This is a genomic window from Streptomyces millisiae (assembly GCF_031845425.1).
Classification (GTDB): Bacteria; Actinomycetota; Actinomycetes; order Streptomycetales; family Streptomycetaceae; genus Streptomyces; species Streptomyces millisiae.
On the sequence record NZ_JAVREM010000054.1, the window covers coordinates 20430 to 44562 of the forward strand.

18 protein-coding genes and 1 pseudogene are annotated in these 24133 nt (G+C 72.9%); 14 read left to right on the plus strand and 5 right to left on the minus strand.

Features of this window, described 5'->3' with window-relative positions; translation table 11 throughout:
- Nucleotides 1-22: 22 nt before the first annotated feature.
- A complete protein-coding gene (locus RNC47_RS27550) occupies nt 23-1582 on the minus strand; it encodes an AMP-binding protein (protein ID WP_311602524.1) in 1560 nt (519 codons plus the stop codon).
- Between the two features lie 238 nt (nt 1583-1820).
- Here RNC47_RS27550 and RNC47_RS27555 point away from each other — a divergent pair, with 238 nt between their 5' ends.
- The 6 genes and pseudogenes from RNC47_RS27555 (at nt 1821) to RNC47_RS27580 (ending at nt 9878) form a co-directional block, all read left to right on the plus strand.
- Complete coding sequence (locus RNC47_RS27555) at nt 1821-3014, plus strand: cytochrome P450 family protein (protein ID WP_311602526.1); 1194 nt, start codon at nt 1821-1823, stop codon at nt 3012-3014.
- 217 nt (nt 3015-3231) lie between these two features.
- Nucleotides 3232-3622, plus strand: a pseudogene (locus RNC47_RS27560) (transposase); the annotation flags it as partial.
- Nucleotides 3623-3698: 76 nt separating this feature from the next.
- Nucleotides 3699-3848 (plus strand): hypothetical protein, encoded by a 150-nt coding sequence (locus RNC47_RS27565; protein WP_311602552.1) that lies wholly within the window; start codon nt 3699-3701, stop codon nt 3846-3848.
- Nucleotides 3849-4518: 670 nt separating this feature from the next.
- Entirely contained in the window at nt 4519-5958 is a 1440-nt protein-coding gene (locus RNC47_RS27570; protein WP_311602527.1) for a DEAD/DEAH box helicase, read from the plus strand.
- Between the two features lie 187 nt (nt 5959-6145).
- Nucleotides 6146-6658, plus strand: coding sequence for a hypothetical protein (locus tag RNC47_RS27575; RefSeq protein ID WP_311602528.1), 513 nt, complete (start codon nt 6146-6148; stop codon nt 6656-6658).
- 169 nt (nt 6659-6827) lie between these two features.
- Complete coding sequence (locus tag RNC47_RS27580) at nt 6828-9878, plus strand: glycoside hydrolase family 30 protein (protein ID WP_311602529.1); 3051 nt, start codon at nt 6828-6830, stop codon at nt 9876-9878.
- On the opposite strand, the gene RNC47_RS27585 is transcribed toward RNC47_RS27580, so the two are convergent.
- Complete coding sequence (locus RNC47_RS27585) at nt 9870-10937, minus strand: hypothetical protein (RefSeq protein WP_311602531.1); 1068 nt, start codon at nt 10935-10937, stop codon at nt 9870-9872. The genes RNC47_RS27580 and RNC47_RS27585 overlap by 9 nt on opposite strands.
- Nucleotides 10938-11152: 215 nt before the next feature.
- On the opposite strand from RNC47_RS27585, the gene RNC47_RS27590 reads away from it, so the two are divergent.
- The 5 genes from RNC47_RS27590 (at nt 11153) to RNC47_RS27610 (ending at nt 16571) form a co-directional block, all read left to right on the plus strand.
- A complete protein-coding gene (locus RNC47_RS27590; RefSeq protein WP_311602532.1) occupies nt 11153-11590 on the plus strand; it encodes a hypothetical protein in 438 nt (145 codons plus the stop codon).
- A gap of 283 nt (nt 11591-11873) precedes the next feature.
- On the plus strand, nt 11874-12626 hold the full coding sequence (locus tag RNC47_RS27595) for a class I SAM-dependent methyltransferase (RefSeq protein ID WP_311602533.1): 753 nt from the start codon (nt 11874-11876) through the stop codon (nt 12624-12626).
- 5 nt (nt 12627-12631) lie between these two features.
- The gene (locus tag RNC47_RS27600) at nt 12632-13687 is read left to right on the plus strand and encodes a pyridoxal-phosphate dependent enzyme (RefSeq protein WP_311602534.1); all 1056 of its coding nucleotides are present in this window, start codon (nt 12632-12634) and stop codon (nt 13685-13687) included.
- Nucleotides 13684-14913 (plus strand): ATP-grasp domain-containing protein, encoded by a 1230-nt coding sequence (locus RNC47_RS27605; protein WP_311602536.1) that lies wholly within the window; start codon nt 13684-13686, stop codon nt 14911-14913. The genes RNC47_RS27600 and RNC47_RS27605 overlap by 4 nt, the downstream gene beginning before the upstream one ends.
- 68 nt (nt 14914-14981) lie before the next feature.
- A complete protein-coding gene (locus RNC47_RS27610) occupies nt 14982-16571 on the plus strand; it encodes a Na+/H+ antiporter (RefSeq protein WP_311602537.1) in 1590 nt (529 codons plus the stop codon).
- A 21-nt stretch (nt 16572-16592) separates the two neighbouring features.
- On the opposite strand, the gene RNC47_RS27615 is transcribed toward RNC47_RS27610, so the two are convergent.
- The 3 genes from RNC47_RS27615 to glgX all read right to left on the minus strand — a co-directional run bounded on the left by RNC47_RS27615 (nt 16593) and on the right by glgX (nt 21346).
- Entirely contained in the window at nt 16593-18365 is a 1773-nt protein-coding gene (locus tag RNC47_RS27615; protein ID WP_311602538.1) for a TerD family protein, read from the minus strand.
- A gap of 100 nt (nt 18366-18465) precedes the next feature.
- Nucleotides 18466-19044, minus strand: a complete 579-nt coding sequence (locus tag RNC47_RS27620; RefSeq protein WP_311602540.1) for a TerD family protein — start codon at nt 19042-19044, stop codon at nt 18466-18468.
- Nucleotides 19045-19171: 127 nt separating this feature from the next.
- Nucleotides 19172-21346, minus strand: coding sequence for a glycogen debranching protein GlgX (gene glgX, locus RNC47_RS27625; protein WP_311602542.1), 2175 nt, complete (start codon nt 21344-21346; stop codon nt 19172-19174).
- Nucleotides 21347-21575: 229 nt separating this feature from the next.
- On the opposite strand from glgX, the gene RNC47_RS27630 reads away from it, so the two are divergent.
- The 3 genes from RNC47_RS27630 (at nt 21576) to RNC47_RS27640 (ending at nt 24131) form a co-directional block, all read left to right on the plus strand.
- Entirely contained in the window at nt 21576-22775 is a 1200-nt protein-coding gene (locus RNC47_RS27630; RefSeq protein ID WP_311602543.1) for a L,D-transpeptidase, read from the plus strand.
- A 24-nt stretch (nt 22776-22799) separates the two neighbouring features.
- Nucleotides 22800-23576: an enoyl-CoA hydratase/isomerase family protein gene (locus RNC47_RS27635; RefSeq protein WP_311602545.1), complete on the plus strand. Its 777-nt coding sequence runs from the start codon at nt 22800-22802 to the stop codon at nt 23574-23576.
- A gap of 78 nt (nt 23577-23654) precedes the next feature.
- On the plus strand, nt 23655-24131 hold the full coding sequence (locus RNC47_RS27640; protein WP_387094409.1) for an ATP-binding protein: 477 nt from the start codon (nt 23655-23657) through the stop codon (nt 24129-24131).
- Nucleotides 24132-24133 lie beyond the last annotated feature (2 nt).

A 24133-nucleotide genomic window follows, 5' to 3' on the forward strand; every position in this document is an offset into this window, starting at 1 on the left:
CGCTGCCAGGCAATGTGGCAGGTCAAGCGCAGGAGTCTGCGCCGCAGTTGGGTGGCGTTCGGCTGGAGTGCTGTCGCAGCAGTTTCTTGTCCGGTTTTCCGGTCTCGGTGAGGGGCAACTGGGTGGTGAAGGTGATTCGGATCGCGTCGTAGATCTCGCCGAGTTCCGTACGCGCAAGTTCACGCAGCTGCCTCTCGTCGACCGTGCCGTCCGGTGTCGGGACGACGACGGCATGTACCTGATCCACCCCGTCGGTGTCTGGGATACCGAACACGGCGCTTTGTCGGACGCCGGGATGGGATTCGAGCACGTCCTCCAGTTCGGAGGTGTGGAACTTCCCGCCGACCATGATGACCACGTCCCTGAGCCGGTCGAGGACGGTGAGGTAGCCATCGGCATCCAGACGGCCGAGGTCGCCGGTGTGCAACCAGCCGTCGCGCAGCACCTCTGCGGTCAGTTCGGGTTGTTTCCAGTAGCCCTGCATGACGGTGTCGGAGCGGACGCAGATCTCCCCGGCTTCACCGGCGGGCACGTCGTTCCCCGCTGTGTCTCGGATCGCCACCCTGACGCCTGGCAGAGGTCTGCCGGCGGAGCGCAGCCGCTCGGGGCGCTGAGGATCGTGGTCCTCGGTGGTCAACTGGCTGATGCCGCCAGCCTCCATCTGGCCGTACCCCTGGGAGAGCACCGGGCCGATCCGGCTGAGGGCCTCGGAGATCCGACCAGGAGAGGCGACGCAGCCGCCGTAGAGGAGTGTGGTCAGGGTAGAGGTGTCTCGCCGACCGCAATCAGGGTGGTCCAGCAATCGGGACAGCAGCGGTGGGAGCAGGAACAGCCAGCTGATGCGCTCGCGTTCGATCGCCGTCAGAACCTCGGCGGGCTCGAAGTCCTCAAGCAGCACCACCGAGCCGCCGGCCGCAAGCGTCCGGTCGGTGAGACGGCCGGCGGCATGAGCAAGCGTGGTGCATACCAACAAGCGACGAGCCACATCAGGCACCCGTGGCCGCTCCCCTCGGGCGGCCTCCTGCGCGAACGTGGTGCAGACACCCTTCGGGCGTCCGGTCGTGCCGCCGGTGTACTGAATCACACAGATGTCCTGCGGCCGGGCCCGGCCCGGGAACGTCCCGGCACTGCGGCAAGCGGCCAGTTCCAAAAGGTCTTCGCCCACTGCTGCCGGCCCCAGGGTCAGAATGTCCGGCACCCCGGACCGAGCAGCCAGTTCCCCTGCCCGTCCGGCGACCCGAGGATCGACGACCAGCACACCGGTCTCGACGTCCCGGACGATCACGGCTTGCGCCGCGACCGACAACCTGGCGTAGAGATGGACGACCCGGCAGCCCAGGAGATGAGCCGCGTATCGTGCGGCGAGGAGCTGCGGCAGATTGCCGCCCAGCAACGCCACGGTCTTGCCCGGCCCCAGCCCGCGAGTCTCGAACACCCGGGCCATCCGGAACACGAGGTCGCGCAACTGCCCCGCCGTGAATCGCTGCTCACCGCGCACCACCGCCTCCCGTTCGGGAAACCGCGTCAGCGCGCTGCAGATCTCTTCCGCGTACGAAGAGAAGTGTCGCTGACCATGTGTCACATGCTCACCCGCCTCCTGCCGCCGAGCCACCCCGGCCCTGCCCACCCGCTCTACCGCTGTGGCCCGTCACAGGGGCGGAAACGGGTCAGCCGCAGGGGTAGGTGCGAGCCGCGGCCCGCACCTACCCTGCCCGCCCGTTGCGCTCGGTATGCGCGAGAGAACACGGTGTAGCCAAACTGATGCCGGGACGCCTACCCTTCCTGGAGGAAATAGGGCATCTCGCGACCAAGGAGCGAACGTGACGGAGTCACGGACAGGCGAGATCGTCGATCTGGCGGCCGAGGGCGACGGCTTCTTTCGGAACCCGTACCCGTACTTCGCGGCGTTGCGCGAGCGCGGCCCGGTGCACTACGCCCATCTGCCCGGCGACTTCCACGCCTGGCTCGTCGTCGGCCATCGCGAGGCGCGTGCGGCACTGACGGATCCACGGCTCGTCAAAATCCTCGCGACGGGCCCGGTCGAGGCAGAGCGGGAGCGGGCAGGCCCGCACCTGCTGAACTCCGATCCCCCCGATCACACCCGGCTGCGCCGGCTGGTCTCCCGCGAGATCACCCCCGGCCGGATCGCGGCCCTCGCCCCGTGCGTGAAGGAGATCACCGACACCCTCCTCGACACGATGCTGGCCGCCCCCGACCGGCGCGCCGACCTGGTGGCCGCCTTCTCCTTCCCACTGCCGATCACCGTGATCTGTGAACTCCTCGGTGTCCCCCACCTGGACCATGAGCGCTTCCGCCACTGGTCCCGCGCCCTGACGGCGGGCCCACCCGAGGAGATGCCGAAGATGCGGGCGACGATGACGCAGTACCTGGCCGGGCTCCTCGCCACCCAGCGCGAGCAGCCGGGCGACGACCTCCTCAGCGCCCTCCTCCGCACCGCAGACCGTGACGGCGACCAGCTCTCGGCAGATGAACTCCTCGACATGTGCTGGCTGTTGCTGATCGCCGGCCACGAGACCACGGTCGGACTCATCAGCAACGGCGTGCTCGCCCTGCTGCGCCACCCCGAGCAGCTGGCGGCGCTACGCGCCGACTGGTCCCTGCTGGACAACACGGTCGAGGAGATCCTGCGCTACGACGGCCCGGTCCTGACCGCCACCGCCCGCTACGCCGCCGAGGACATCGAGATCGCCGGCACCGTCATCCCCCACCACGCCCTCGTGCTTGCCGTCATCGCCGACGCCGACCGCGACCCGGCCCGCTTCCCCGACCCCACCCGCTTCGACATCCACCGCGCCCCCCGCGGCCACATCGCGTTCGGCCACGGCATCCACCACTGCCTCGGCGCCCCACTAGCCCGCCTCGAAGCCCGCACCGCCCTGCGCGCCCTGCTGGACCGCGCGCCCGAGCTGGCGCTCGACGCCGACCCGGACGCCGTCCCCTGGCACCCCGGCCTCGTCGCCCGCGGCCCCCTCCACCTCCCCATCCGCTGGTAGCGCCCGACGAGGAACTGCGCTCGTTGATCGAAGCGGTCACCGACACGACGTGGTCGACGGGGATCACGAGAGCGTCGTCGACGTGATTGTCCTGTGCGGCAGGAACAGTTCGTCAAGGGCACAGGTATGCGACGACACCGGCCTGCTATCGCACCCGCCAGCCGAGGAATCCACGAGGCCAGCACACCGCAAGCCCACCGCCACGCTGCCGAGAACCTTGACGCTACGCCAGCTCGCGCCGCCGTTTGGAATCTCGAATCTGCGGCCGACCGCATCATCAACCGCATTGCACCGCTATCAGCACTGCGCCAGCGCCGACGGTTCCGCGATGGCACCTTGGTGCCCACACGTGACCATGCGGTGGCCGAGCAGTCGGCAAGACCGTGGTGATAGCAGACGGTGGCTACCGCGGCACCGGCCTGGTGATCCCGCACCGCCGTGTGTGCTGCCAGGAAGCACGTCCGGCCTGGAAGGAAAAGCACAACCGCTCAGACCGAAAGGTCCGCGCCCGCGTCGAGCACACCTTCGCGCGCATGAAGAGCTGGAAGATCCTCCGCGACTGCCGTTTGAAGGGCGATGGCGTGCATCACGCCATGCTCGGCACGGCGGGCGCGTCCGTCGTCACCCGGTCTTCGAGCTGTCCCGCGAGGACATGTTCCACGTCCTCAGCACACCCACGCCAGTGTGCAGCTGGAGGCGGGCGAGTCCGTCGTCAGCCACTCCCAGTGGCTGGGCCATGCCTCACCCGCCATCACCCTGGAGCACTACGCTCACTTCATGCCCGGAGCCGGCCGCCGCGGCCTGGCCGCGATCGACGTCTGGCTGGCGGCCTGAGCCTCTGCGCCCTGAGGCGCGGAAAGTCCCTGAGAAGTCCCTGCGGCACCCGAGCCGCCGTGCCGCAGCCGACCTCGCGCCACTCCGCGGAGAGCGGATCGTTCAGAACCCATGAGCGCGAACCGCACCAGGACCACGCGTGCCGCGCGGTGGCTCGCGCATCGGCTGAGTGAAATCACTCACCACGCGCGACCCGATCCGCTGTGCTACCGTCGAGCCCAGTTGCAGTTGCGGTTTCCGGATCTTCGAGCGCTCCCATCGGACCTTCCACCGCTGGGAGCACTTCTGTGTTTCCGGCCGTTTTCCGGACGGGGTGATCATCGCGGTGACACGGCGGCCGCACGGTGTGGGCGCCGAGCACTGCCCCGAAGGACGACGACGCCGCGTCCGGCACCGTGCACCTCGACAGCGCTCAGGGCCAGCGGGGCCCGACGGTTGAGAGCACCGTTCCCGCCTGACGTCGTCGTCTGGGGCGACGCAACGCTTCTGGACGTGAACTCCGGCCTGCTACCGGAGCGCTCGACATATTCGGGCGGATGACCCGACGTTTCCTCCGGCAGGCGGGTCCGATTCCGCCGCTGTTTCCATTTGGCTCGTTCTCGCGATTCTCCGTGCCGCTCAGCCGCTGCGGGAATTCCTTGTCGACGTGCCGCATCAGGGAAGGTTCCGCATGAACCGCGCACGCACGAACAACCGCTTCTCCCGTACCCGCTCCGGCGGGACCGGCCCGCTCCGTTCCTCGGCCTCCGGCCGGTCCGGTGGGCAGAACCAGGCCGGCGGCCACGGTCGCCGGCCGGCCGCGATACGCGGCGAGTTCGCGCCGCCGAAGACGGTCACGCCCGCGCTGCCCGCCGTCGAGGCGTTCACCGATCTCGACCTGCCCGAGCAGTTGCTCACCACGCTGGCCGCGGAGGGGGTGAGCGTGCCGTTCCCGATCCAGGGGGCGACCCTGCCGAACACCCTCGCGGGTCGTGACGTGCTCGGTCGCGGGCGGACCGGCTCCGGCAAGACACTGGCCTTCGGCCTCGCGCTGCTGGCCCGTACCGCGGGACAGCGCGCCGAGCCCGGACAGCCGCTCGCGCTGGTCCTCGTCCCCACCCGGGAGCTCGCGCAGCAGGTCAGCGACGCGCTCGCGCCGTATGCCCGCTCCGTCGGGGTGCGGCTGGCCACGGTCGTCGGCGGACTGTCGATCGCCAGGCAGGCCGGTGCCCTGCGCCGCGGCGCGGAGGTCGTCGTCGCGACGCCCGGGAGGCTGAAGGACCTCATCGACCGCGGCGACTGCCGGCTGGGCCGGGTGGGCATCACCGTGCTGGACGAGGCGGACCAGATGGCCGACATGGGATTCCTGCCGCAGGTCACCGCGCTGCTCGACCAGGTACGGCCGGACGGCCAGCGGATGCTCTTCTCCGCCACCCTCGACGGCAATGTCGACCGGCTCGTGCGCCGCTATCTGACCGACCCCGTCGTGAACTCCGTCGACCCCTCGGCCGGCGTGGTCACCGCGATGGAGCACCACGTGCTGCACGTCGACGTGGCCGACAAGAAGGCCACCGTCACCGAGATCGCCGGTCGCGAGGGACGCGTGATCATGTTCCTGGACACCAAGCACGCGGTCAACCGGCTCACCCGGGACCTGTTGGCCAGCGGGGTGCGGGCCGCCGCGCTGCACGGCGGGAAGTCCCAGTCGCAGCGCAACCGGACCCTGTCCCAGTTCAGGACCGGAGGCGTGACGGCGCTGGTGGCGACCAACGTGGCGGCGCGCGGCATCCACGTGGACAACCTCGACCTCGTCGTCAACGTCGACCCGCCCACCGACCCCAAGGACTACCTGCACCGGGGCGGGCGCACCGCGCGGGCCGGCGAGTCGGGCAGCGTCGTCACCCTGGTCACGCCGGACCAGCGGCGCGACATGACCCGGCTGATGGCGGCGGCGGGCATCGTCCCGCAGACCACCCGGGTCCGTTCCGGCGGGGCCGAACTGCACCGCATCACCGGGGCCCAGGCCCCGTCGGGCATCCCCGTCACCATCGCGGCGCCCACGCCCGAGCGCCCCCAGCGCGCCGCCGCACCCAGCCGGCGCGGCCGTCGCCGCTCCCCGGCGGCGCGCTGAACCGCGCTCGCCCAGTTCCGGTGCGTCCGCGTGCCCTCGGTGGTCACCGTGAACCCGCGAGTCGGCCACGCCCGACCGGTTTCCCGCCGTGCGACGGGCGCGTAGCGTGGCCTCAGGGGAGTCGTGGGGGGGTTCGATGGGTGGTCTCTTCCGGAGAGAGCGCGGGGTCGGGGCGGCGGAGCGGCCCGTGGAGTGGCTGAGGTACCGGCGGCTGCTCGACGGCACGCGCGGCGACACGAAGTCGCTCCTGCGGCGGCTGAGGGGGTTCGGCGCCGTCGGCCATCCGGCCCGGGGGCAGGCCGAGGAGTTGGCGGGCCTGGCCGTGGCCGTGTTCGACGTCGCGCGGCGGGACCGGGCAGGGCAGACGCACGGGGCCGCGACGGTCCTGGCGGCGGCCGCGCTCACCCGTACCGGACACGCGGCGCTCAACGGGGGCGCGCGGGTGCCGGACGACGCGCGGTTCTGCTTCTACAACCCGCTGCACGGGACCGTCGGCCGCGCCGGACCCCGGCCCGTGTGCGGGCCGTGCGCCGAGCGGCTGCGCGACTTCCGGGGCGCGGAGACGCTTCTCTTCCTGCATGTCGCGCCGCCCGGAGGCGAGTTGACGCCCTACTACCGGCTGCCGGGCCTCTTCCACACCCCCGGCATGGGTCTGGGCGCGGTGCGGGCGGCCGCGCGGGCGAGCGTGCGGGCGTCCTGATGAGGCGGCACTTGCGAAACTGATCGGTTCTGATCGGTTGTTCGCCGACGCGGTGCGGGCGTGAGCGGCTCGGCTTAGCGTGAGCCGGCTCGCGTTGACGACCGGAATCGAGGCTTCGATGCAGATGCCACGTGGACTCAGACGAACGGCCGTAACCCTACCGCTGCTGGTGCTCCTGCTGACCTGGCTCGGCGCGCCGCACCCGACCGCCGCCTCCGCCGCCGACGCGGAGGCGGCCCCGATCGAGCAGGCGTTCACGATCGACGGCGACGCCATCAACCGGAACCCCGCCGACCTCTTCCGCGGGTTCGGGGCGGTCTCCTGCAACAACACCTCCCGGCTCCTCCTGGACTACAAGGAGGAGAACCCGGAGCGGTACTGGGAGTTGCTCCACACGCTCTTCGACCCGGTGACCGGGATGGGCCTCACCGAGGTCAAGGTCGAACTGGGCTCGGACACCAACACCTCGTCCGGGACCGAGCCCGCGTCGATGCGGGCCGCGGACGAGGAGGCCGACGTGCTGGCCGGCGCCGGCTGGCACCTCGCCGCCGACGCCAGGTCGATCAACCCGGACGTCGAGGTCAGCCTGTTGCGCTGGGCGGACCCGCGGTGGGTCGAGGAGGCCGCCGAGGACGGCCTCGCGGCCGGCATCGAGGCCCGTTACACCTGGTACAAGCGGACCATCGACGCCGTCCACGACACCTTCGGGATGGAGATCGACTGGATCGGCATCGGCAAGAACGAGGACTACGACCGCGCCGACGTGCTGCCCTTCCTCGACCATCTCCAGCGGCGCCTGGCCGAGGACTCCCGCCCGGAGAACAACCCGCGCTACGACTACGCCTCGCGGATCAGGTTCGTCGGGGCCGACGAGATCAAGGGCCGCGGCTTCGCCAACGACCTGGTCCGGGTGCTCGACGAGGACGAGGTCGCCGCGATCGACCGGCTCGAACGCCCGGTCGCGATCGACGCCGACGACGCCGACCCCGGGCGCCCGGTCGACGAGGACGGCGTGTACACCAACGTCGCGCACGACATCGCCTACGTCGGCGACCTGGCCGGCCAGAAGGTCTACCGGGTGGTGTTCCCGGGCCGGGAGTACGACGGCTGGACCCGCTCCGACGGCGTCGTTTACCCGCCAGCCGAGGGCGACTCGACGACGTACCACTGGACGATCGGCGACCCGGACGAGCCCACCACCGGCACGGACGGCGCCCCGCTCGACCCGGCCGCGCTGCTGACGGCCGTGGACGCCGTCTCGATCCACTACACCTCGCAGGCGGACCGGGCCATCCGGATCCTCAACACCGTGTACGGGAAGGAGTTCTGGTACTCGGAGGGCATCGCGCCCACCTCGATGTCGCGCAACCGCGTCCAACTGGCCGGCGACGGCGGCCTCACCGGCCCCCAGGGCTCGCTGGACATCGCCAACCGCGTCATCTTCGGTTACCACAACGCCGGTCGGAACGACGCCTCGGCCGGGCCGCTGCCCTCCGACTCCGGCCAGACCCGCTACCTCTTCCAGCCCGCGATCAGCGCGTTCTACCAGAACGGCACCTACAGCGCGAAGCAGCTGATCGGCGCCCACGACCCCTGGTCGGGCTGGTACGAGCTCGACAGCGGGGTGCAGATGGTCCGGCACTTCACGGCCTTCGCCGAGACCGGGCCAGGACGGGCCTGGAACTACGTGGACGGCGGCGCCTCGTACGGCACGGGCTGGTCGGCCGGGGACGGCATCGGGGACAGCGGCGCGAGCTGGCTCACCCTGGCCGACCCGCGCCGCACCGACTTCTCGACCGTCCTGACCAACGACACGCCGGACCCGGTCTCCGTGACCGTGACCGTCCGCGACCTGGGGCGCGCCCAGTCCAGGGGGCTGACCAGGTTCGAGACGCGGGGCCCGGACGCGGGCGAGCGCTACGACGAGAACTGGTTCCAGAACCTGGGGCGGGTGGCCACCCGGCCGGCCGAGGACGGTGGCCGCTCGTTCACCGTCACCCTGGCGCCGCACTCGATCTCCACGGTCACCACGCTGCGGGGGGTCGCGGAGTACCGGCCCGGCTCCTCCGAGCCGTACGAGCGCACGGTGCTCGACGTCGGCCGGCCGGGCGGCACGCTCTACCGGGACGACTTCGAGTACGACGAGTACCCGACGGCCCCGGTGGGCGGCGAGCGCCTCGACTACGTCGAACGCCGGGGCGGCGGCCCGCGCTACGCCACCGACATGGGGGGCGCGTTCGAGGTCGAGACGAGCGGCGAGGGGCCGGGCGACGGCAACTTCCTGCGGCAGAACATCCCCTACTGGTTGAAGCCGGGCCTCTGGCGGTACGGCGGCAACTCCTACCCGCACACCCTGATCGGCGACGACCACTGGGCGAACTACTCGGTGAGCATGGACTTCGCGTTCGACCTCACCCCCTTCGACCCGGCGCGGAAGGTCGACGACGACCCCGACGCGTACTACGGGAACTACGTGGCCCTGGGCGGCCGCAACTCCCGGGGCAGCGGCGGCGACGTGCACGACGGGATCACCTTCGCCGTGCGACCGGACGGCACCTGGGGGCTGCTGAAGCGCGGCGACGTCACGGCCTTCCCGACCGGCTCCGCCCGCGGCACGCTGCTCGCCGGCACCCTGGAGGACCTCGATCCGGCCGTGCCGCACACCATCCGGCTCGACCTGCGCGGCGACGAGTACGTCGGCTACCTCGACGGCGAGCGCGTGTTCACGTACACCGACCGCTCGGCCGACACGGTGGCCGGCCGGGTGGTGATCTCCAGCGGCTTCTACCAGAACCGCTTCGACAACCTGGAGGTCACCTCGGTCCCCGGCCACGCCCCGTACGCCACCGAGCGCGTCGACAACGGCGACGAGCGCGTGGAGTTCTCGGGACCCGCCGGCTCCTGGACGCACAGCGTCACCGCGGGGCACGCCTTCCTGTACCGCACCCGCTCCGAGGGCCGTGCCGGTGCCGAGCTCACGGTGCCGTTCCGGGGCAGCGGGTTCGCGATCGACGGGGACGGCACGGCGGCCACCGTCGACGTCCTCGTCGACGGCGAGCTGGTGGCCGACGACCTGGCCGTCACCGCGACCGGGGAGCGGGCCGCCGCGTACGCGCTGAGCTCGCTGCGGCCGGGCCGGCACACCGTCACCATCGAGGTCGTCAGCGGCCGGCTCGTCTTCGACGCCTTCCACCAGTTCGGCACCGCGGCGTCACCCTGACGCCGCGGCGGACGCCTCGCGGGGCGTCGGGGTCCCGGTGGGCCCCGGCGCCTCGCGCCGCGCCGGCAGGGCGAGGGTCAGCACCCACAACGCCCCGAGGTCGAAGGCGAGTTCGCTGACGGCCGCGAACTGGTTGACGGTGAACTTGAAGACCTGGCCCACCAGCACGTCGACGAGCAGGGCCAGCCAGAACAGCCGCAGCGCGCCCGCCCGGTCGCGGCGCAGGCGCAGCAGCCCGGCCAGGCCCAGGGCGGCCGAGACGGCGGCGCTGAGCAGGATGCCGACGCTGGCGCCCACCTGTGGGTCGCCGGACAGCCGGCCGCCGGCGAGGTCGGCGAGGAGCCAACAGGTCAGCAGCAGCGCCTCGGTGACGACGCAGCCGACGGCGAGCGTGGCGGCGAGCCGCGTGCCGGCCAGCCGCCGCAGGGCCCGGACGGCGCCCGCCGCCCGGGCCCGGTGGCGCTTGGCCGGGGCGCGCTCCGGCACCGTGGCCAGCAGCCGGGCGAGTGCGGTGTCGACGTCCCGCTCCGAGTCCGCGACCAGGGCGAGCGCGGATCGCCGCTGCTCGGCGGTGAGGCCGCGCGTGACGCCGGCGAGGGCCAGGTCGGCGGCGTGCGCGGTGCGCCGCTCGGCGGTGAGCCGGGCGGGGTCGGCCGTCCGGCGGCGCACCAGGCGGGCCAGGAGCAGGAGCAGGGCGAAGCTGGCGTAGATGAGGCCGGCGGCCGGTTGGTAGAAGTAGCCCGGTTCGTCCGTGACCTGCTTGCCGATCTCGTCGATGAAGAGGCCGAAGCCGACGCCGCCCACGAGCGCCCCGGCGCGCCGGACGGCGTGCCCGAGGAAGCAGACCACGAGCAGGACCGCGGCGGCCATCAGCAGCCCGCCCCACAGCATGTGGGCGATGTGCAGGCCGCCGCCGCCCCCGCCCAGCCTGGGGTAGCCGGCCTGGGCCAGGAACGCGCGGGTGCCCAGGACGGTGGCGATCCCGGCGAGCGCGAACAGGTCGACGTACCCGCCGGCGGCGCGGCCGGCCGGGGTCCAGGCGCGCGGGTGCGCGGCCATCGAGTCCCTCCCCTCACCCCGGACGCTCCGGGGCCCTCCCAGGATCGGCCGGTCCCGTGGCGCGCCGCGATCCGGCAAACCCCCGGCTCTTCCCGGTACTTGTCCCCCGAGGAAGCCCGGAGAGGGGTAGCCGGGCCGCACAGGGAACGACTTGGCGTACTATGCATTGCCAGCCAACATATACGCCCAGTTCTCGTGCTTGGGGGAGCCACCCGATGGCCAAGCTGCTGTTGTCCGTCCACGTCCTCGCGGCGATCCTGGCCATCGGCCCGGTCGCCGTGGCCGCCTCGATCTTTCCGCGCTACGCCCGGGAGCCGGAGCCGGGCGCGGGCGCCGCGCTCCTGCACCGGATATGCCGCGGCTACGCGGTCCTCGGCATCCTCGTCCCGGTCTTCGGGCTCGCTACCGGCGCCCAGTTGGGCGTGCTGACCGACGCCTGGCTGGTCACGTCGATCGTGCTGACCGCGATCGCCGCGGCCCTCCTCGCGACGGCGATCCTGCCCGGCCAGGCGCGCGTGCTCGCGGCGCCCGCCGGCGAGGTCGTCCCGGGCGCCGCCGCCCGGCTCGCCATGCTCACCGGGACGTTCAACCTGCTGTGGGCGATCGTCGTGGTCCTGATGATCGTGCGCCCCGGATCGACGACCGGGGTCTGAGCCCGATGCGAACCCCGGGCGCCGCGGCCGCCGTCGAGGACGCCGTCCGGGAACCCGGCGCCCGCCGCGCCCGACTGAACAAGTGACCACGAGAAAACGGCTTCGAACGAAGGGCGGAAATTCGACAGCCCCTCCCCGTAGTCGGCCGAAATGGCCCCCGAGTTCCCGCCTTTCCGCCGCTCCCTTTCGCACGCCTTTTCTCTTGTCAGCGCACCGCCCGTGAACTACCGTTCCGCGCGGCATGAAAGTCCTTCACTCTCTCCCGGAACAGAGGTGCCCGCGAATGCGGTGGTACGAGGACGAGACTTTATGGTCGGACTTCTCCAGCACGATGTTCTCGGCCCGGAGGGCCGACGAGGTCGCACGTCTGGTGGCCGGCGCGCCGTTGTTCGAATTCCCCGAGGGATCCCGGGTGTTGGATCTCTGCTGTGGCCCCGGGCTCTTTCTGGTGCCGCTGGCGCGCCGCGGTTACGAGGTGACCGGCGTCGACCTGAGCCCGACCATGCTGAAACGCGCGGAAACGGCCTGCGCCCGGGCCGGTGTTCCCATGCCCCGCCTGATAAGCGCGGACATGCTGACGTTCACCGAGCCGGAATCCTTCGACGTGGTGCTCAACGTCTACACCTCCTTCGGCTACTTCGAGGAGCCCGCGGACAACGCCCGGGTGCTGCGCAACGCCCACGACTCGCTGGCGCCCGGCGGGCAGCTCATCGTGGACGTGCTCGGCAAGGAGGTGCTGGCCGGCTGGATCGGCCGCCCGCAGCTGGTGGAGTTGGAGGACGGCGGCTACGTCGTCCAGCGCGACACCGTCCTGGACGGCTGGCGCCGGCTGCGCACCGACTGGACGCTGGTCAGGGACGGCACCGCGCGCGAGGCGTCGATCAGCAGCTGGCTCTACAGCGGGGCCGAACTGTGCGCGCTGTTCGAGGCGGCCGGCTTCGTCGACGTCGCCTGCTACGGCGGCTTCGACGCCTCCCCCTACGACCAGCACGCGAAGCGGCTCGTGGTGCGCGGCACCCGCGCCGCCGCCCGGTGACCGCCATGGGCGCCCCGGTCCACGAGCACATCAGCGACGCCGTCAAAGCCCCCGACCTGGTCCGCCTCACCCCCAACACGCTGCTGGCCCGCTTCGAGACGCTGAAGGTCTACGCGGCGCTCGGCGCCGTGCGCACCCTGCTGGAGCGCGGCACGATCCGCCCGGGCGGGACCGTGATCGACAGCTCCAGCGGCATCTACGCGCTCGCCCTCGCCCTGGCCTGCCACCGGTACGGGCTGCGCTGCCACATCGTCGCCTCCACCACCGTGGACGCCACCATGCGCGTCCAGTTGGAGATCCTCGGCGCCACCGTCGACCAGATGCCGCCCTCCCACGACCTCCGCCTCGACCAGGAACGGCGGGTGCGGCGGGTCCGCGAGATCCTCGCCGAGCGGCCCGGCACGCACTGGATGCGGCAGTACCACGACCCCGTCCACTACGCCGGATACCAGGAGTTCGCCGACCTGGTGGCCGCCGCGCTGCCGGGCCAGGCGCTGACCGTGGTCGGCGCGGTCGGCACCGGCGCCTCGACCGCGGGCCTCGTGCTGCCGCTGCGCCGGCACGGCCTCGACGTCCGGCTCGTCGGACTCCAGCCGTTCGGCAGCGTCACCTTCGGCAGCGACCACCTGAGCGACCCCGAGGCGATCATCGCCGGCATCGGCAGCGCCATCCCGTTCGGCAACGTGCGCCACCGGCTCTACGACACCCTGCACTGGATCGACTTCCGGCACGCCACCGCCGGCGCCGTCGGGCTGCTGCGCGACCACGCGGTCTTCGCCGGCCTGTCCACCGGCGCCGCCTACCTGGCCGCCGGCTGGGAGGCGGCCCACCACCCGGAGCGGACCCACCTGGTGATCGGACCCGACACCGGACACCGCTACGTGGAGCGGGCCTTCGCCCGGCACCGCGAGATGCCGGACGCCCGTGCGCTCCGGCCACGCCGCGTCACCCGGCTCGCCGACCTCGCGCCGCCCTGGTCGGTCATGGCCTGGCGCGGCGCCGACGCCCCGGAACAGGCCCGCCACGCGCCCCACGCCACCGTCCTGGAGGACGCGCCATGACCATCGCCGCGCTCGAACTGCTCTCCTTCGGACTCGGCCGCATCGTGACGGCCGCCGCCGACGCCGGGCACCGGCTCGTCCTGCTCACCGCGGACCGCGCCGTCTACCGGCACGAACTGGCGCACCTTCCGCCCGACGCCCGGGGCGCCCTCGACATCGTGGACGTGGACACCCTCGACCCGGCCGCGAGCGGCGCCGCCCTGGCCCGGATCCCCGACCTGGCCGGTCTGATCAACTCCACCGACACCTTCGGCGTGGTCGCCGCCGACCTCGCCGCCGGGCTCGGACTGCCGGGCCCCGAGCCGGCGGCCGTCCGGCTGGTCCGCGACAAGGCGGCGGTGCGTGCCCTGCTGCACGATCGCGGCCTCAGCCGGCTGCCCGCCAGAACCCTGACCGGCGAGGACCCGGCGGCCGACGCCGCGACCGTGCTCGACGCGATCGGGCTGCCCGCCGTGCTCAAGGACAGCGCGGGCACCTCGTCGCGCGGCGTCTGGCTGGTGCGCGACGAGGCCGCGCTGCGCGCCGCCCTGACCGCCGCCGCCGGCACCCCGCTGCGCGGCGGCCTGTTCGCCGAACCCCTGGCGGCCGGGCCGCTCTACAGCGCGGAGACCCTGAGCTGGGGTGGCCGCACCCGGCTGCTCGGGGTGTGCAGCCGGCTGGTCTCGCCGGAACCGGCGGTCCGCGAGGAGGCCGCCTCCTTCCCGGTGGCCCTGCCGGGTCCCGAGGCGGCCGGCGTCGAGGAGTGGATCGGCCGGCTGCTGGCCGCCGTCGGGCACGAGGCGGGGTTCGCGCACGTCGAGTTCGTGCTCACCGAGCGGGGCCCGGAACTCGTCGAGATCAACCGGCGGATCGGCGGCGCGCTCGTCGGCGAGGCCCTGTGCCGCCGCCTGGCGGTCAACGTCTACGACGCCCTGATCGACACCACCCTCGGCCGGCGCCCCGCGCTGCTCGACGCGCCCCGCGACGCCGGCCCGGCCAGCGGCTTCGTCCTCGTCTACCCGCCGACCGCCGGCACCCTCACCGGCTGGTCAGGCCTTGACACCCTGCCCGCCTTCCCCGGCAACCCCGAGTGGTACCCCACCCTCTCCCCCGGCGACCGGGTGCACCACCTCGACGACCAGCGCGGCTGCACCGGCATCCTGCTGACCGAGGCGCCCACCGCCGAGCTCGCCCTGCACCGGGCGCTGGCCGCCGCCGGCAGCGTCCACCCGGTCATGGCGCCCTGAGAAACCGGGATCCGGGGGCCCGCCGGGTTAGCTTCTGAACCAGCGGAACCGCCCGGAACGGAGTCCCCGTGAGCCACGACCTGCTCGGCCTCGAACTCGTCGTGGTGCTCGGCGCGGCCCTGCTGGGCTGCGAGGTCGCCGGCCGCCGCCTCGGGCTCGCCCCGCCCGTGCTGCTGCTGGCGGCCGGCGCCCTGCTCGGCTTCGTGCCCGCGCTGCGGGAGGTCCACCTGCCGCCCGAGGCGATGCTGCTGCTCTTCCTGCCGGTGCTGCTCTACTGGGAGAGCCTGACCACCTCGCTGCGCGAGATCCGCAGCAACCTGCGGGGCATCGTGCTGATGAGCACCCTGCTGGTCATCGCCACGGCGGCGGCCGTGGCCGCGACGGCGCACGCGCTCGGACTGCCCTGGGGGCCGGCGTGGGTGCTGGGCGCGGCGCTGGCGCCGACCGACGCGACGGCGGTGGGGGTGCTCGCCAGGCGGCTGCCGCGGCGGACCCTCACGGTGCTGCGCGCCGAGAGCCTGGTCAACGACGGCACCGCGCTGGTGATCTACGGCCTGGCCGTCGGCATCACCGTCGGCGCCGAGCACCTGGGCGTGGTCCACGTCGGGTGGCTGTTCCTGCTGGCCTACGCGGGCGGCGCGGCGGCCGGGATCGCGACGGCCTGGCTCGGGGTGCTGGTGCGGCGCCGGCTCGACGACCCGCTGCAGGAGAGCGTGGCCGTCGTCCTGATCCCGTTCACCGCCTTCCTCGGCGCCGAGGCGATCCACGCCTCGGGGGTGCTGGCCGTGGTGGTGTGCGGGCTGATCATGAGTCAGAGCGGGCCACGGGTGGGACTGCCCGGCGCCCGGCAGCAGACGCAGGCCGCCTGGTCGCTGGCCGCGCACCTGCTCAACGGCTCGCTGTTCGTGCTGATCGGCCTGGAGGCGCAGTCCGCCGTGCGCGGGCTGACCAGCGTCGACCTCGCCCGGGCCCTGGTCACGGTCGCGATCGTGTCGGCGGTGCTCGTCGCGGTGCGGCTGGCCTTCCTGTTCGTGGCGGTCTTCCTCATCCGGGCGATCGACCGGCGGCCGCAGCAGCGGCTGCGCCGGGTCAGCCACCGCGCCCGGGTGGTCAGCGCGGTGGCCGGCTTCCGGGGCGCGGTGTCGCTCGCCGCGGCGCTCGCCGTGCCGCACACCCTGGACTCGGGCGCGCCGTTCGAGGACCGCGACATCATCACCTTCGTGACCTGCGGCGTCATCGTGGTGACGCTGGTCGGCCAGGGGCTGCTGCTGCCGGCCGTGGTGCGCTGGGCCCGGCTGCCGCGCGACACCTCGGTCGAGGACGAGCGCCACCTGGCGCAGACCGTGGCCACCGAGGAGGCGCTCGACGCCCTCGACGAGGTGGCCGCCGAACTCGGCACCGACCCGGAGGTGGTGCGGCGGCTGCGCGAGGAGTACGAGGCGCACCTGCTGGTGCTCCGCGCCGACCGGGAGGGCGCGGAGGACGTGCCGGCGCTGCGGCACGACCAGCACGACACCGCGCTGCGCCTGGCGCTGCTGGCCCGCAAGCGGGCCACGGTGCTCAGGCTCCGCGACCAGCAGCGCATCGACGACACCGTGCTCCGCCAGGTGCAGACCGCCCTCGACATCGAGGAGGTGCGGCTCTCCCGGCGTCGCTGACCGGTCCTGGTCCGGCCGCGCTCAGGACGCCGACCGCTGCCGGGCGACGGCCAGGTGCTCGAGGACCTGCGAGACCACCCGGCTGTTGCCCGGCGCCAGGGGCGGCTCGTAGGTCCAGGAGTGGCCCACCCAGGGGTCGGCGAGGTGGTCGTCCGGCACCGGCGTGATCCGCAGCAGGGCCCGCCACAGCGGGTCGAGCACCGGGCCGTAGGCCCGGGCGTCCTCCCGGTCGGCGACCATGATCAGGTTGACCCCTATCGAGGGGCCCTCGTCCGCCAGGTAGCGCAGCTGGGTGATGGCCCGGTCGTCGAAGCCGTGCGGGAAGTCGTGGACGACGAGCAGCTGTTCCGCCGGATCCAGGTCGGGCGGCAGCGAGTCGACCGCCCCGCTGCGCACGGCCATCTGGATCAGGTCGACGCGCTGGGTGAGCCGGTCCAGGACGGTGCGCACCCCCGCGTGGCCGACCGCCGGCGGCTCGCGCAGCGCGCCGGTGCTCAGCAGCGGCGCCAGCGCGCCGGCCGCGGCGCCGGCCGGGTCGATCACCTGCACGTTGAACGCGCCCACCGGGTGGACCGCGAGCACCCTGGCCACCACGGCCGTGGCCGTCTCGGCGGCCAGCCGCCGCAGGCCGTCCGCGTCCACCGCGGCGGCCTCGGGCGAGGCGGCGACGCGCCGCCCGGAGTCGATCCACAGCCCCCGCTGGAGCGGCAGCCGCACCAGCATCGGGATCCGCAGGTCGGCGCGCTCCGGCAGGCTGAGGTCGCCGAGCCGCAGCGCCATCGGCGTCTGGCCCGGCACCTGGTACGCCTGCCAGACCGGGTTGTCCCAGCGGGCGAAGGCGGGCGGCAGCGCCGGCTCGACCACCTCCGACTCGGCGACCAGCTGCGCCACGTCCCGCTCGAAGTTGGCGCGCGCCTGGTCGACGAGCTGGCTGTGCCGGGCGCGGGCCTGGACGCGGGCCGCGTCGGCGGCCGGGCCGACCCGGGTGGCCGGGTCCGACAGCACTTGGTCGAGCTCGCGCTCCATCCGGGAGTCGGCGAAGTCGACCGCGCTGCGGTAGGCGGCCGTCGTCCGCGCCAGGTCCTCGAACATGCCCCAGACCTGGTTGTAGAGCCGCTCCTCCATGGTGTGCCCGGCCGCGTCCCCGGCGACCGGCTGGTCCGGCTGTCCGGACGGCGGGGTGGTGGCGGGCGCCCCCTGCGGCTGGGCCGCGGCCGGCGGGGGCGTGGCCACGGACCGGGCCATGCCGCGGGCCACCGCCTCGTTGATGGTGGTGGCCAACTCCCGCGCCTGCGGCAGGCCCTGGTCCTCCAGCATGGCCGCGAGCCCGCCCGAGTACCCCTGGCCCATGGCGCGCACCTTCCAGCCGCCGCCGCGCCGGTACAGCTCGACGGCGACGATGGCCGACTCGGTGGCGAGGTCGGTGACCGTGTAGCGGACGATCTCGGTGCCGTCGAGGCCGGTGACGGCGATGGTGGGCGCGGCCACCGCGCCGAAGCTGGCCGGGCCGCCCACCCCCGACGGCAGGGCGAGCAGCACGTTCGCCCGGTGCACGGCCTCGGGCAGCGCGTCGAGGTCGACCGCGAGCCGGTGGTCGGCGGCGGCCTGCCGGGACACCTCGATGCCCGGCAGTCGGGGCGAGGCCGGGTGCGCTATCCACGCCGCCTCCCGCATCCGCCCCTGGTCGTCGTTGAGCGTCACCCCGGCCAACACCGGCTGCCCGGCCGACACCCGGATCTCGAGTCGGGTGTCGGTCAGTGGATGGTTCTGCCCGCGGATCAGCTCGGCCGCCATCGCCGCGCCCCCTGTCGTTTCCTCGCTCGCGCTGTGTGTTCGCCGCTGTCTGCTGTGCCCGCCCCGAAGGGCCGGGGCCCCGGATGGTACCGGTGGCGCCCTACAGGTGCGGCACCAGCGCGGGCATCAGGTCCTGGAAGGTGCGGCCCCTGGCCGGCTCGCCGATGGCGGTCATCTGCCAGGCGGCGCCCTGGCGCGTCACCTTGGCCATGACCTGCGCGGTGTAGTCGCCGCCGCCGGTCAGCGTGTAGCGGGCGAGCTCCTGCCCGGTGGTCTCGTCGACCAGGCGGCAGAACGCGTTCTGCACCTCGGCGAAGGACTGGCCGGTGAAGGAGTTGACCGTGAAGACGATGGCGTCGACGTGGACCGGCACCCGCGGCAGGTCGACGAGGATCGCCTCGTCGTCCCCGCCCTGCCCGGCGCCGCCCACCAGGTTGTCGCCGGTGTGCCGCACGGAGCCGTCGTCACTGACCAGGTGCTGGAAGAAGACCACGTCGACGGGCTGCTTGTCGGCGAAGAGCACCGCGGAGGCGTCCAGGTCGATCTCCTGGGTGCGGGACCTGAAGAGCCCGCGCCGGGGCGCCGCCTGCCAGCCGAGCCCCATCCGCACGGCGCTCAGCGAGCCGCCGTCCTGCTTCTGCAGGCTGATGGCCTGCCCCTTCGACAAGTCGATACCCATGGCTGGCTGTTCCCCTTCTGAGTGCCCGGCCGCCGGCGTCGGCGGCTGAACAGCACACTACGCACTGCCACTGACACCGCACGCGCCACGGCCGGCTTTGTGTCGGTCCTGCAATACTTCCGGGACGTCACTCGGCCCGCAGCAACTGTGCGGAGCGGTCCTGGAGTCGGAGCGTGCCGCCGCCGGGGTGGGTGGTGTGGGGCGCCAGGTCCTGGTCCTCACGCGCCGTGTCGACCAGCAGCCGGTAGGCGGACGCCCAGGGCGGTCCCGGCAGCGGGAAGTCGAGCGGCTCGGGGCCGGCGTGCAGCAGCAGCAGGAAGCTGTCGTCGACGATCGGCCGGCCCGCCGGGTCACGCCCCGGGATGTCACGCCCCGACAGGAACATGCCCAACGTGGCGCTCGGCGCGCTCCAGTCCGCCTCGGTCATCTCGCGCCCGTCGGCCGTGAACCAGCCGAGGTCGCGCAGTCCCGCCGGGCCGTGTCGGCGGCCGGAGAAGAAGGCGCGGCGGCGCAGCACGGGGTGGTCGTGGCGCAGCCGGATCAGCCGCCTGGTCAGGTCGAGCAGCGGGCGCCACTCGGGGTCCTCGGCCGACGACCAGTCGAGCCAGCCGACTTCGTTGTCCTGGCAGTAGGCGTTGTTGTTGCCGGCCTGGGTGCGGCCGAACTCGTCGCCGGCCAGCAGCATCGGCACCCCGGTGGACAGCAGCAGCGTGGTGAGCAGGTTCCGCTGCTGTCTGCGGCGCAGCGCGGCGACGCCGGGGTCGTCGGTCGGGCCCTCGACGCCGCAGTTCCAGGAGCGGTTGTCGTCGCTGCCGTCGCGGTTGTCCTCGCCGTTGGCCTCGTTGCGCTTGCGCTCGTAGGTGACGAGGTCGCGCAGGGTGAACCCGTCGTGCGCGGTCACGAAGTTGACGGAGGCGTAGGGGCGGCGGCCGCTGCCCGCGTAGAGGTCGCTCGACCCGGAGAGCCGGTAGCCGAGGTCGCCGAGCTCGGGCAGCGCGCCGCGCCAGTAGTCGCGGACGGTGTCGCGGTAGCGGTCGTTCCACTCGGTCCACAGCGGCGGGAAGGCGCCGACCTGGTAGCCGCCGCTGCCCACGTCCCACGGTTCGGCGATGAGCTTGACCCGCCGCAGCACCGGGTCCTGGGCGATCACGGCGAGGAACGGCGAGAGCATGTCGACGTCGTGCATGGCGCGGGCCAGGGCGGCGGCCAGGTCGAAGCGGAAGCCGTCGACGCCCATCTCGGTGACCCAGTAGCGCAGCGAGTCGGTGATGAGCCGCAGCACGTGGGGCCGGACGACGTGCAGGGTGTTTCCGCAGCCGGTGTAGTCGGTGTAGTGGCGCGGGTCGGCGGCGAGCCGGTAGTAGCCGGCGTTGTCGATGCCGCGCAGCGAGAGGGTGGGTCCTTGCTCGCCGCCCTCGGCGGTGTGGTTGTAGACGACGTCGAGGATGACCTCGATGCCGGCCTGGTGCAGCGCGTCGACCATGGCGCGGAACTCGCCGATCTGTTCGCCGCGGGTGCCGGAGGCGCTGTAGCCGGCGTGCGGGGCGAAGTAGCCGATGGAGTCGTAGCCCCAGTAGTTCCGCAGGCCGCGGCGGACGAGGCGCCCGTCGTGCGCGAACTGGTGGACCGGCAGCAGCTCGACGGCGGTGACGCCCAGTCGGGTGAGGTGCTCGATCGCCGCGGGGTGGCCGAGTCCGGCGTAGGTGCCGCGGAGTTCGGGCGGGACGCCGGGGTGGCGCATGGTGAACCCGCGCACGTGGAGCTCGTAGATGACGGAGTCGGCCCAGTCGGTGCGCGGGCGCGGCGCGGCCGGGGCGTGGGGCCGGAGGTCGGCCACCACCACGCCCTTGGGGACGAACGGCGCCGAGTCCCGCGCGTCGCGCAGGGTGTCGGCGAGGTCCGCCGCCGGGTGGTCGCGGTCGTGGCCGTAGACCTCGGCCGGCCTTCCGTCGAACTCGCCGTCCACCGCCCTGGCGTAGGGGTCGAGCAGCAGCTTGGCCGGGTTCCAGCGGTCGCCGGCGAGCGGGGCCCAGCGCCCGTGCACCCGGTAGCCGTAGCGCTGTCCGGGGCGGACGCCGGGCAGGAAACCGTGCCAGATCTCGTGGGTGAACTCGGCGAGCCGGTGCCGGGTCTCGTGCCCCGCGTCGTCGAAGAGGCAGAGCTCGACGGCGTCCGCGCCGCCCGCCCACAGGGCGAAGTTGGTGCCCTCCACCGCGTCGGGCCCCGGGCCGAACCGGGCGCCGAGCGGTTCCGGCCGGCCGGGCCAGACGTCGGCCGGCCCGGGCTGGGGTGCGTGGCGCACGGCGGCCCTCCCGTCGTTCTTCCGCTCGGTCTTCCGCTGTTCCCTACACCCCGAATGCCGGGGATGCGCATTTTGCCACGCCGCACGACGCGTCCGACGGCAACGACCAGGCCATCTGCAGCGGAACGGTGACAGAAGTCGGGGATTCCCACCGGCAACAATGTGATTACCTGGCCACACAGAGGGGCGGCGCGCGGTATTGCGCGCGCGAGGGAGAGAGCGAAACAAATTGAGAACGCGGCGTGCGAGAAGACGGGTCTCGGGGGCGACGGCGGCACTGCTGGGGGCGCTGCTGCTGACGGTCACGGCGTGCAGCGGGGGCGGCGGCCAGGGCCGGGACGCCGATCCGGACGACGGGCCGACCGAGGCGGCCGAAGTATCCATATCCATCGCGCCCGATGACGGCGCGACGGACGTGCCCACCTCGGGCGAACTGCGGGTGGGCGCCGAGGACGGCACCCTCACCGAGGTGCGGGTCACCGACCCCGAGGGCACCGAGGTGGCGGGCGAGCTCACCGAGGACGCGACCGGCTGGGAGCCGACCGAACACCTGGCCAACGACACCGAGTACACCGTCGCCGTGGTCGGCGAGAACGCGGCGGGCACCGAGGCCACCAGGACCACCAGCTTCACCACGGTGGCGGCCGGAGCCACCTTCACCAGCAACTGGAACATCTCCGACGGCGCCGAGGTCGGCGTCGGCATGGAGCTCTCGGTCACCTTCGACACGCCGATCGAGAACACCGACGCGGTGCGGGACGCGATCCAGATCGTGACCGAGCCGCCGGTCGAGGTCAGGGGCCACTGGTTCGGGAACCAGCGGATCGACTTCCGGCCCGAGGAGTACTGGGAGCCCGGCACCGAGGTCGACGTGCGGCTGCGGATCCGCGGCGTCGAGGGCGCCCCCGGCGTCTACGGCACGGCCCGCGAGGACGTCTCGTTCACCATCGGCCGCAGCCAGATCAGCACCGTGGACGTGGACACCCTCACCATGGACGTGGTCAGGGACGGCGAGTCCATCCGCACCATCCCGGTCACCACCGGCGCCCCGGGCTACGAGACCTGGAACGGCCGGATGGTCATCACCGAGAAGCTGGTCGAGACCCGGATGAACGGCGACACCGTCGGCTACGGCGGCGAGTACGACATCCCCGACGTGCCGCACGCCATGCGGCTGTCCACCTCGGGCACCTTCATCCACGGCAACTACTGGGGCGGCGACGTCTTCGGCAACGAGAACGCCAGCCACGGCTGCGTCGGCCTGCGCGACGTGCGGGGCGCCGGCGACCCGGACACCCCGGCCGCCTGGTTCTTCGCCAACTCGCTCATCGGAGACGTGGTCGAGGTCGTCAACTCGAACGACGACGTCATCGCCCCCGACAACGGCCTCAACGGCTGGAACATGGCCTGGGAGGACTGGGGCGTGTGACCGGGGCTGACTAGCCTGGCGGTCATGACCGTTCATCTGGAGGTGGCGGACGGCGTCGGCACCATCCGACTCGACCGTCCGCCACTCAACGCGCTGGACATCGCCACCCAGGACCGACTGCGCGAACTCGCCGACGAGGTCACGGCACGGGACGACGTGCGCGCCGTGGTCCTCCGCGGCAGCGAGCGGGCGTTCGCGGCCGGGGCCGACATCAAGGAGATGCGGGCGATGGACCACGAGGCGATGGTGGCGCGCTCGCGCGGCCTCCAGGACGCCTTCACCGCCATCGCCCGGCTGCCCAAGCCGGTGATCGCCGCGATCACCGGCTACGCGCTGGGCGGCGGCTGCGAGTTGGCGCTCTGCGCCGACGTGCGGTTCGCCGCCGAGGACGCGAAGCTCGGCCAGCCGGAGATCCTGCTCGGCCTCATCCCCGGCGCCGGCGGCACCCAGCGGCTCGCCCGCCTGGTCGGCCCGTCCAGGGCCAAGGACCTCATCTTCACCGGCCGCCAGGTGACGGCGGCCGAGGCACTCGCGATCGGCCTGGTCGACCGGGTGCTGCCGGCCGACCGGGTACTGGCCGAGGCCCACGACTGGGCCGCCCGACTGGCCACCGGGCCCGCGATGGCGCTGCGGGCCGCCAAGGAGTCGGTGGACGGCGGCCTCGAAACCGACATCGACACCGGCCTCACCATCGAACGCTCCTGGTTCGCCGGCCTGTTCGCCACCCGGGACCGGGAGTACGGCATGCGGAGCTTCGTCGAGGAAGGGCCGGGAAAGGCCAGGTTCTGGCCCCGCGACTGAGAAACCACGCTCACCCCGCGGGGGCACTTCCCCCGGAACCGCCCACGCTCCGGGCATATGCACGCCATGATGGGGGGCATGGCAGCAGCGGCGGACACCCCCATGCGGGACCTCATGCGCGAGGAGCAACTGACCGACGCGGCCCTGGAACCCGTCGGCGCTGATCCGTCGGTCCAGGAGGTACGGCTCCCGTCCCGTCCCGAGTCCGCCGGGATCGCCAGAAGGCTGACCCGAGAACAGTTCGGCACCCGCTGGCTGCTGCCGGCCGAACTCACGGAGAACGCGGTGCTGCTGGTCTCCGAGCTCGTCGGCAACGCGGTCCAGCACGCCGGCGCCCCCGCCTTCGGCCTACGGATCCGCCGCCGCCGCGGCTGGGTCCGCGTCGAGGTCAAGGACCCCTCCCGGGCGCTTCCCTGCCTGCTGCCGGTCCGCGAGATGGACGTGATCACCGGCCGGGGCCTCTTCCTCGTCGACACCCTGGCCGACCGGTGGGGCGTCGACCTGCTGCCGTGGGGGAAGTCGGTCTGGTTCGAAATGCGGACCGCTGCGCGCTAGGC

What these genes read in the sequence shown, in the direction of transcription:
- RNC47_RS27605 (WP_311602536.1), top strand. Translation starts at nt 13,684, where the DNA reads ATGACCATCGCCGCGCTCGAACTGCTCTCCTTCGGACTCGGCCGCATC.
- RNC47_RS27600 (WP_311602534.1), top strand. Translation starts at nt 12,632, where the DNA reads ATGGGCGCCCCGGTCCACGAGCACATCAGCGACGCCGTCAAAGCCCCC.
- RNC47_RS27595 (WP_311602533.1), top strand. Translation starts at nt 11,874, where the DNA reads ATGCGGTGGTACGAGGACGAGACTTTATGGTCGGACTTCTCCAGCACG.
- RNC47_RS27635 (WP_311602545.1), top strand. Translation starts at nt 22,800, where the DNA reads ATGACCGTTCATCTGGAGGTGGCGGACGGCGTCGGCACCATCCGACTC.
- RNC47_RS27590 (WP_311602532.1), top strand. Translation starts at nt 11,153, where the DNA reads ATGGCCAAGCTGCTGTTGTCCGTCCACGTCCTCGCGGCGATCCTGGCC.
- RNC47_RS27615 (WP_311602538.1), bottom strand. Translation starts at nt 18,365, where the DNA reads ATGGCGGCCGAGCTGATCCGCGGGCAGAACCATCCACTGACCGACACC.
- RNC47_RS27585 (WP_311602531.1), bottom strand. Translation starts at nt 10,937, where the DNA reads ATGGCCGCGCACCCGCGCGCCTGGACCCCGGCCGGCCGCGCCGCCGGC.
- RNC47_RS27640 (WP_387094409.1), top strand. Translation starts at nt 23,655, where the DNA reads ATGGCAGCAGCGGCGGACACCCCCATGCGGGACCTCATGCGCGAGGAG.
- RNC47_RS27620 (WP_311602540.1), bottom strand. Translation starts at nt 19,044, where the DNA reads ATGGGTATCGACTTGTCGAAGGGGCAGGCCATCAGCCTGCAGAAGCAG.
- RNC47_RS27570 (WP_311602527.1), top strand. Translation starts at nt 4,519, where the DNA reads ATGAACCGCGCACGCACGAACAACCGCTTCTCCCGTACCCGCTCCGGC.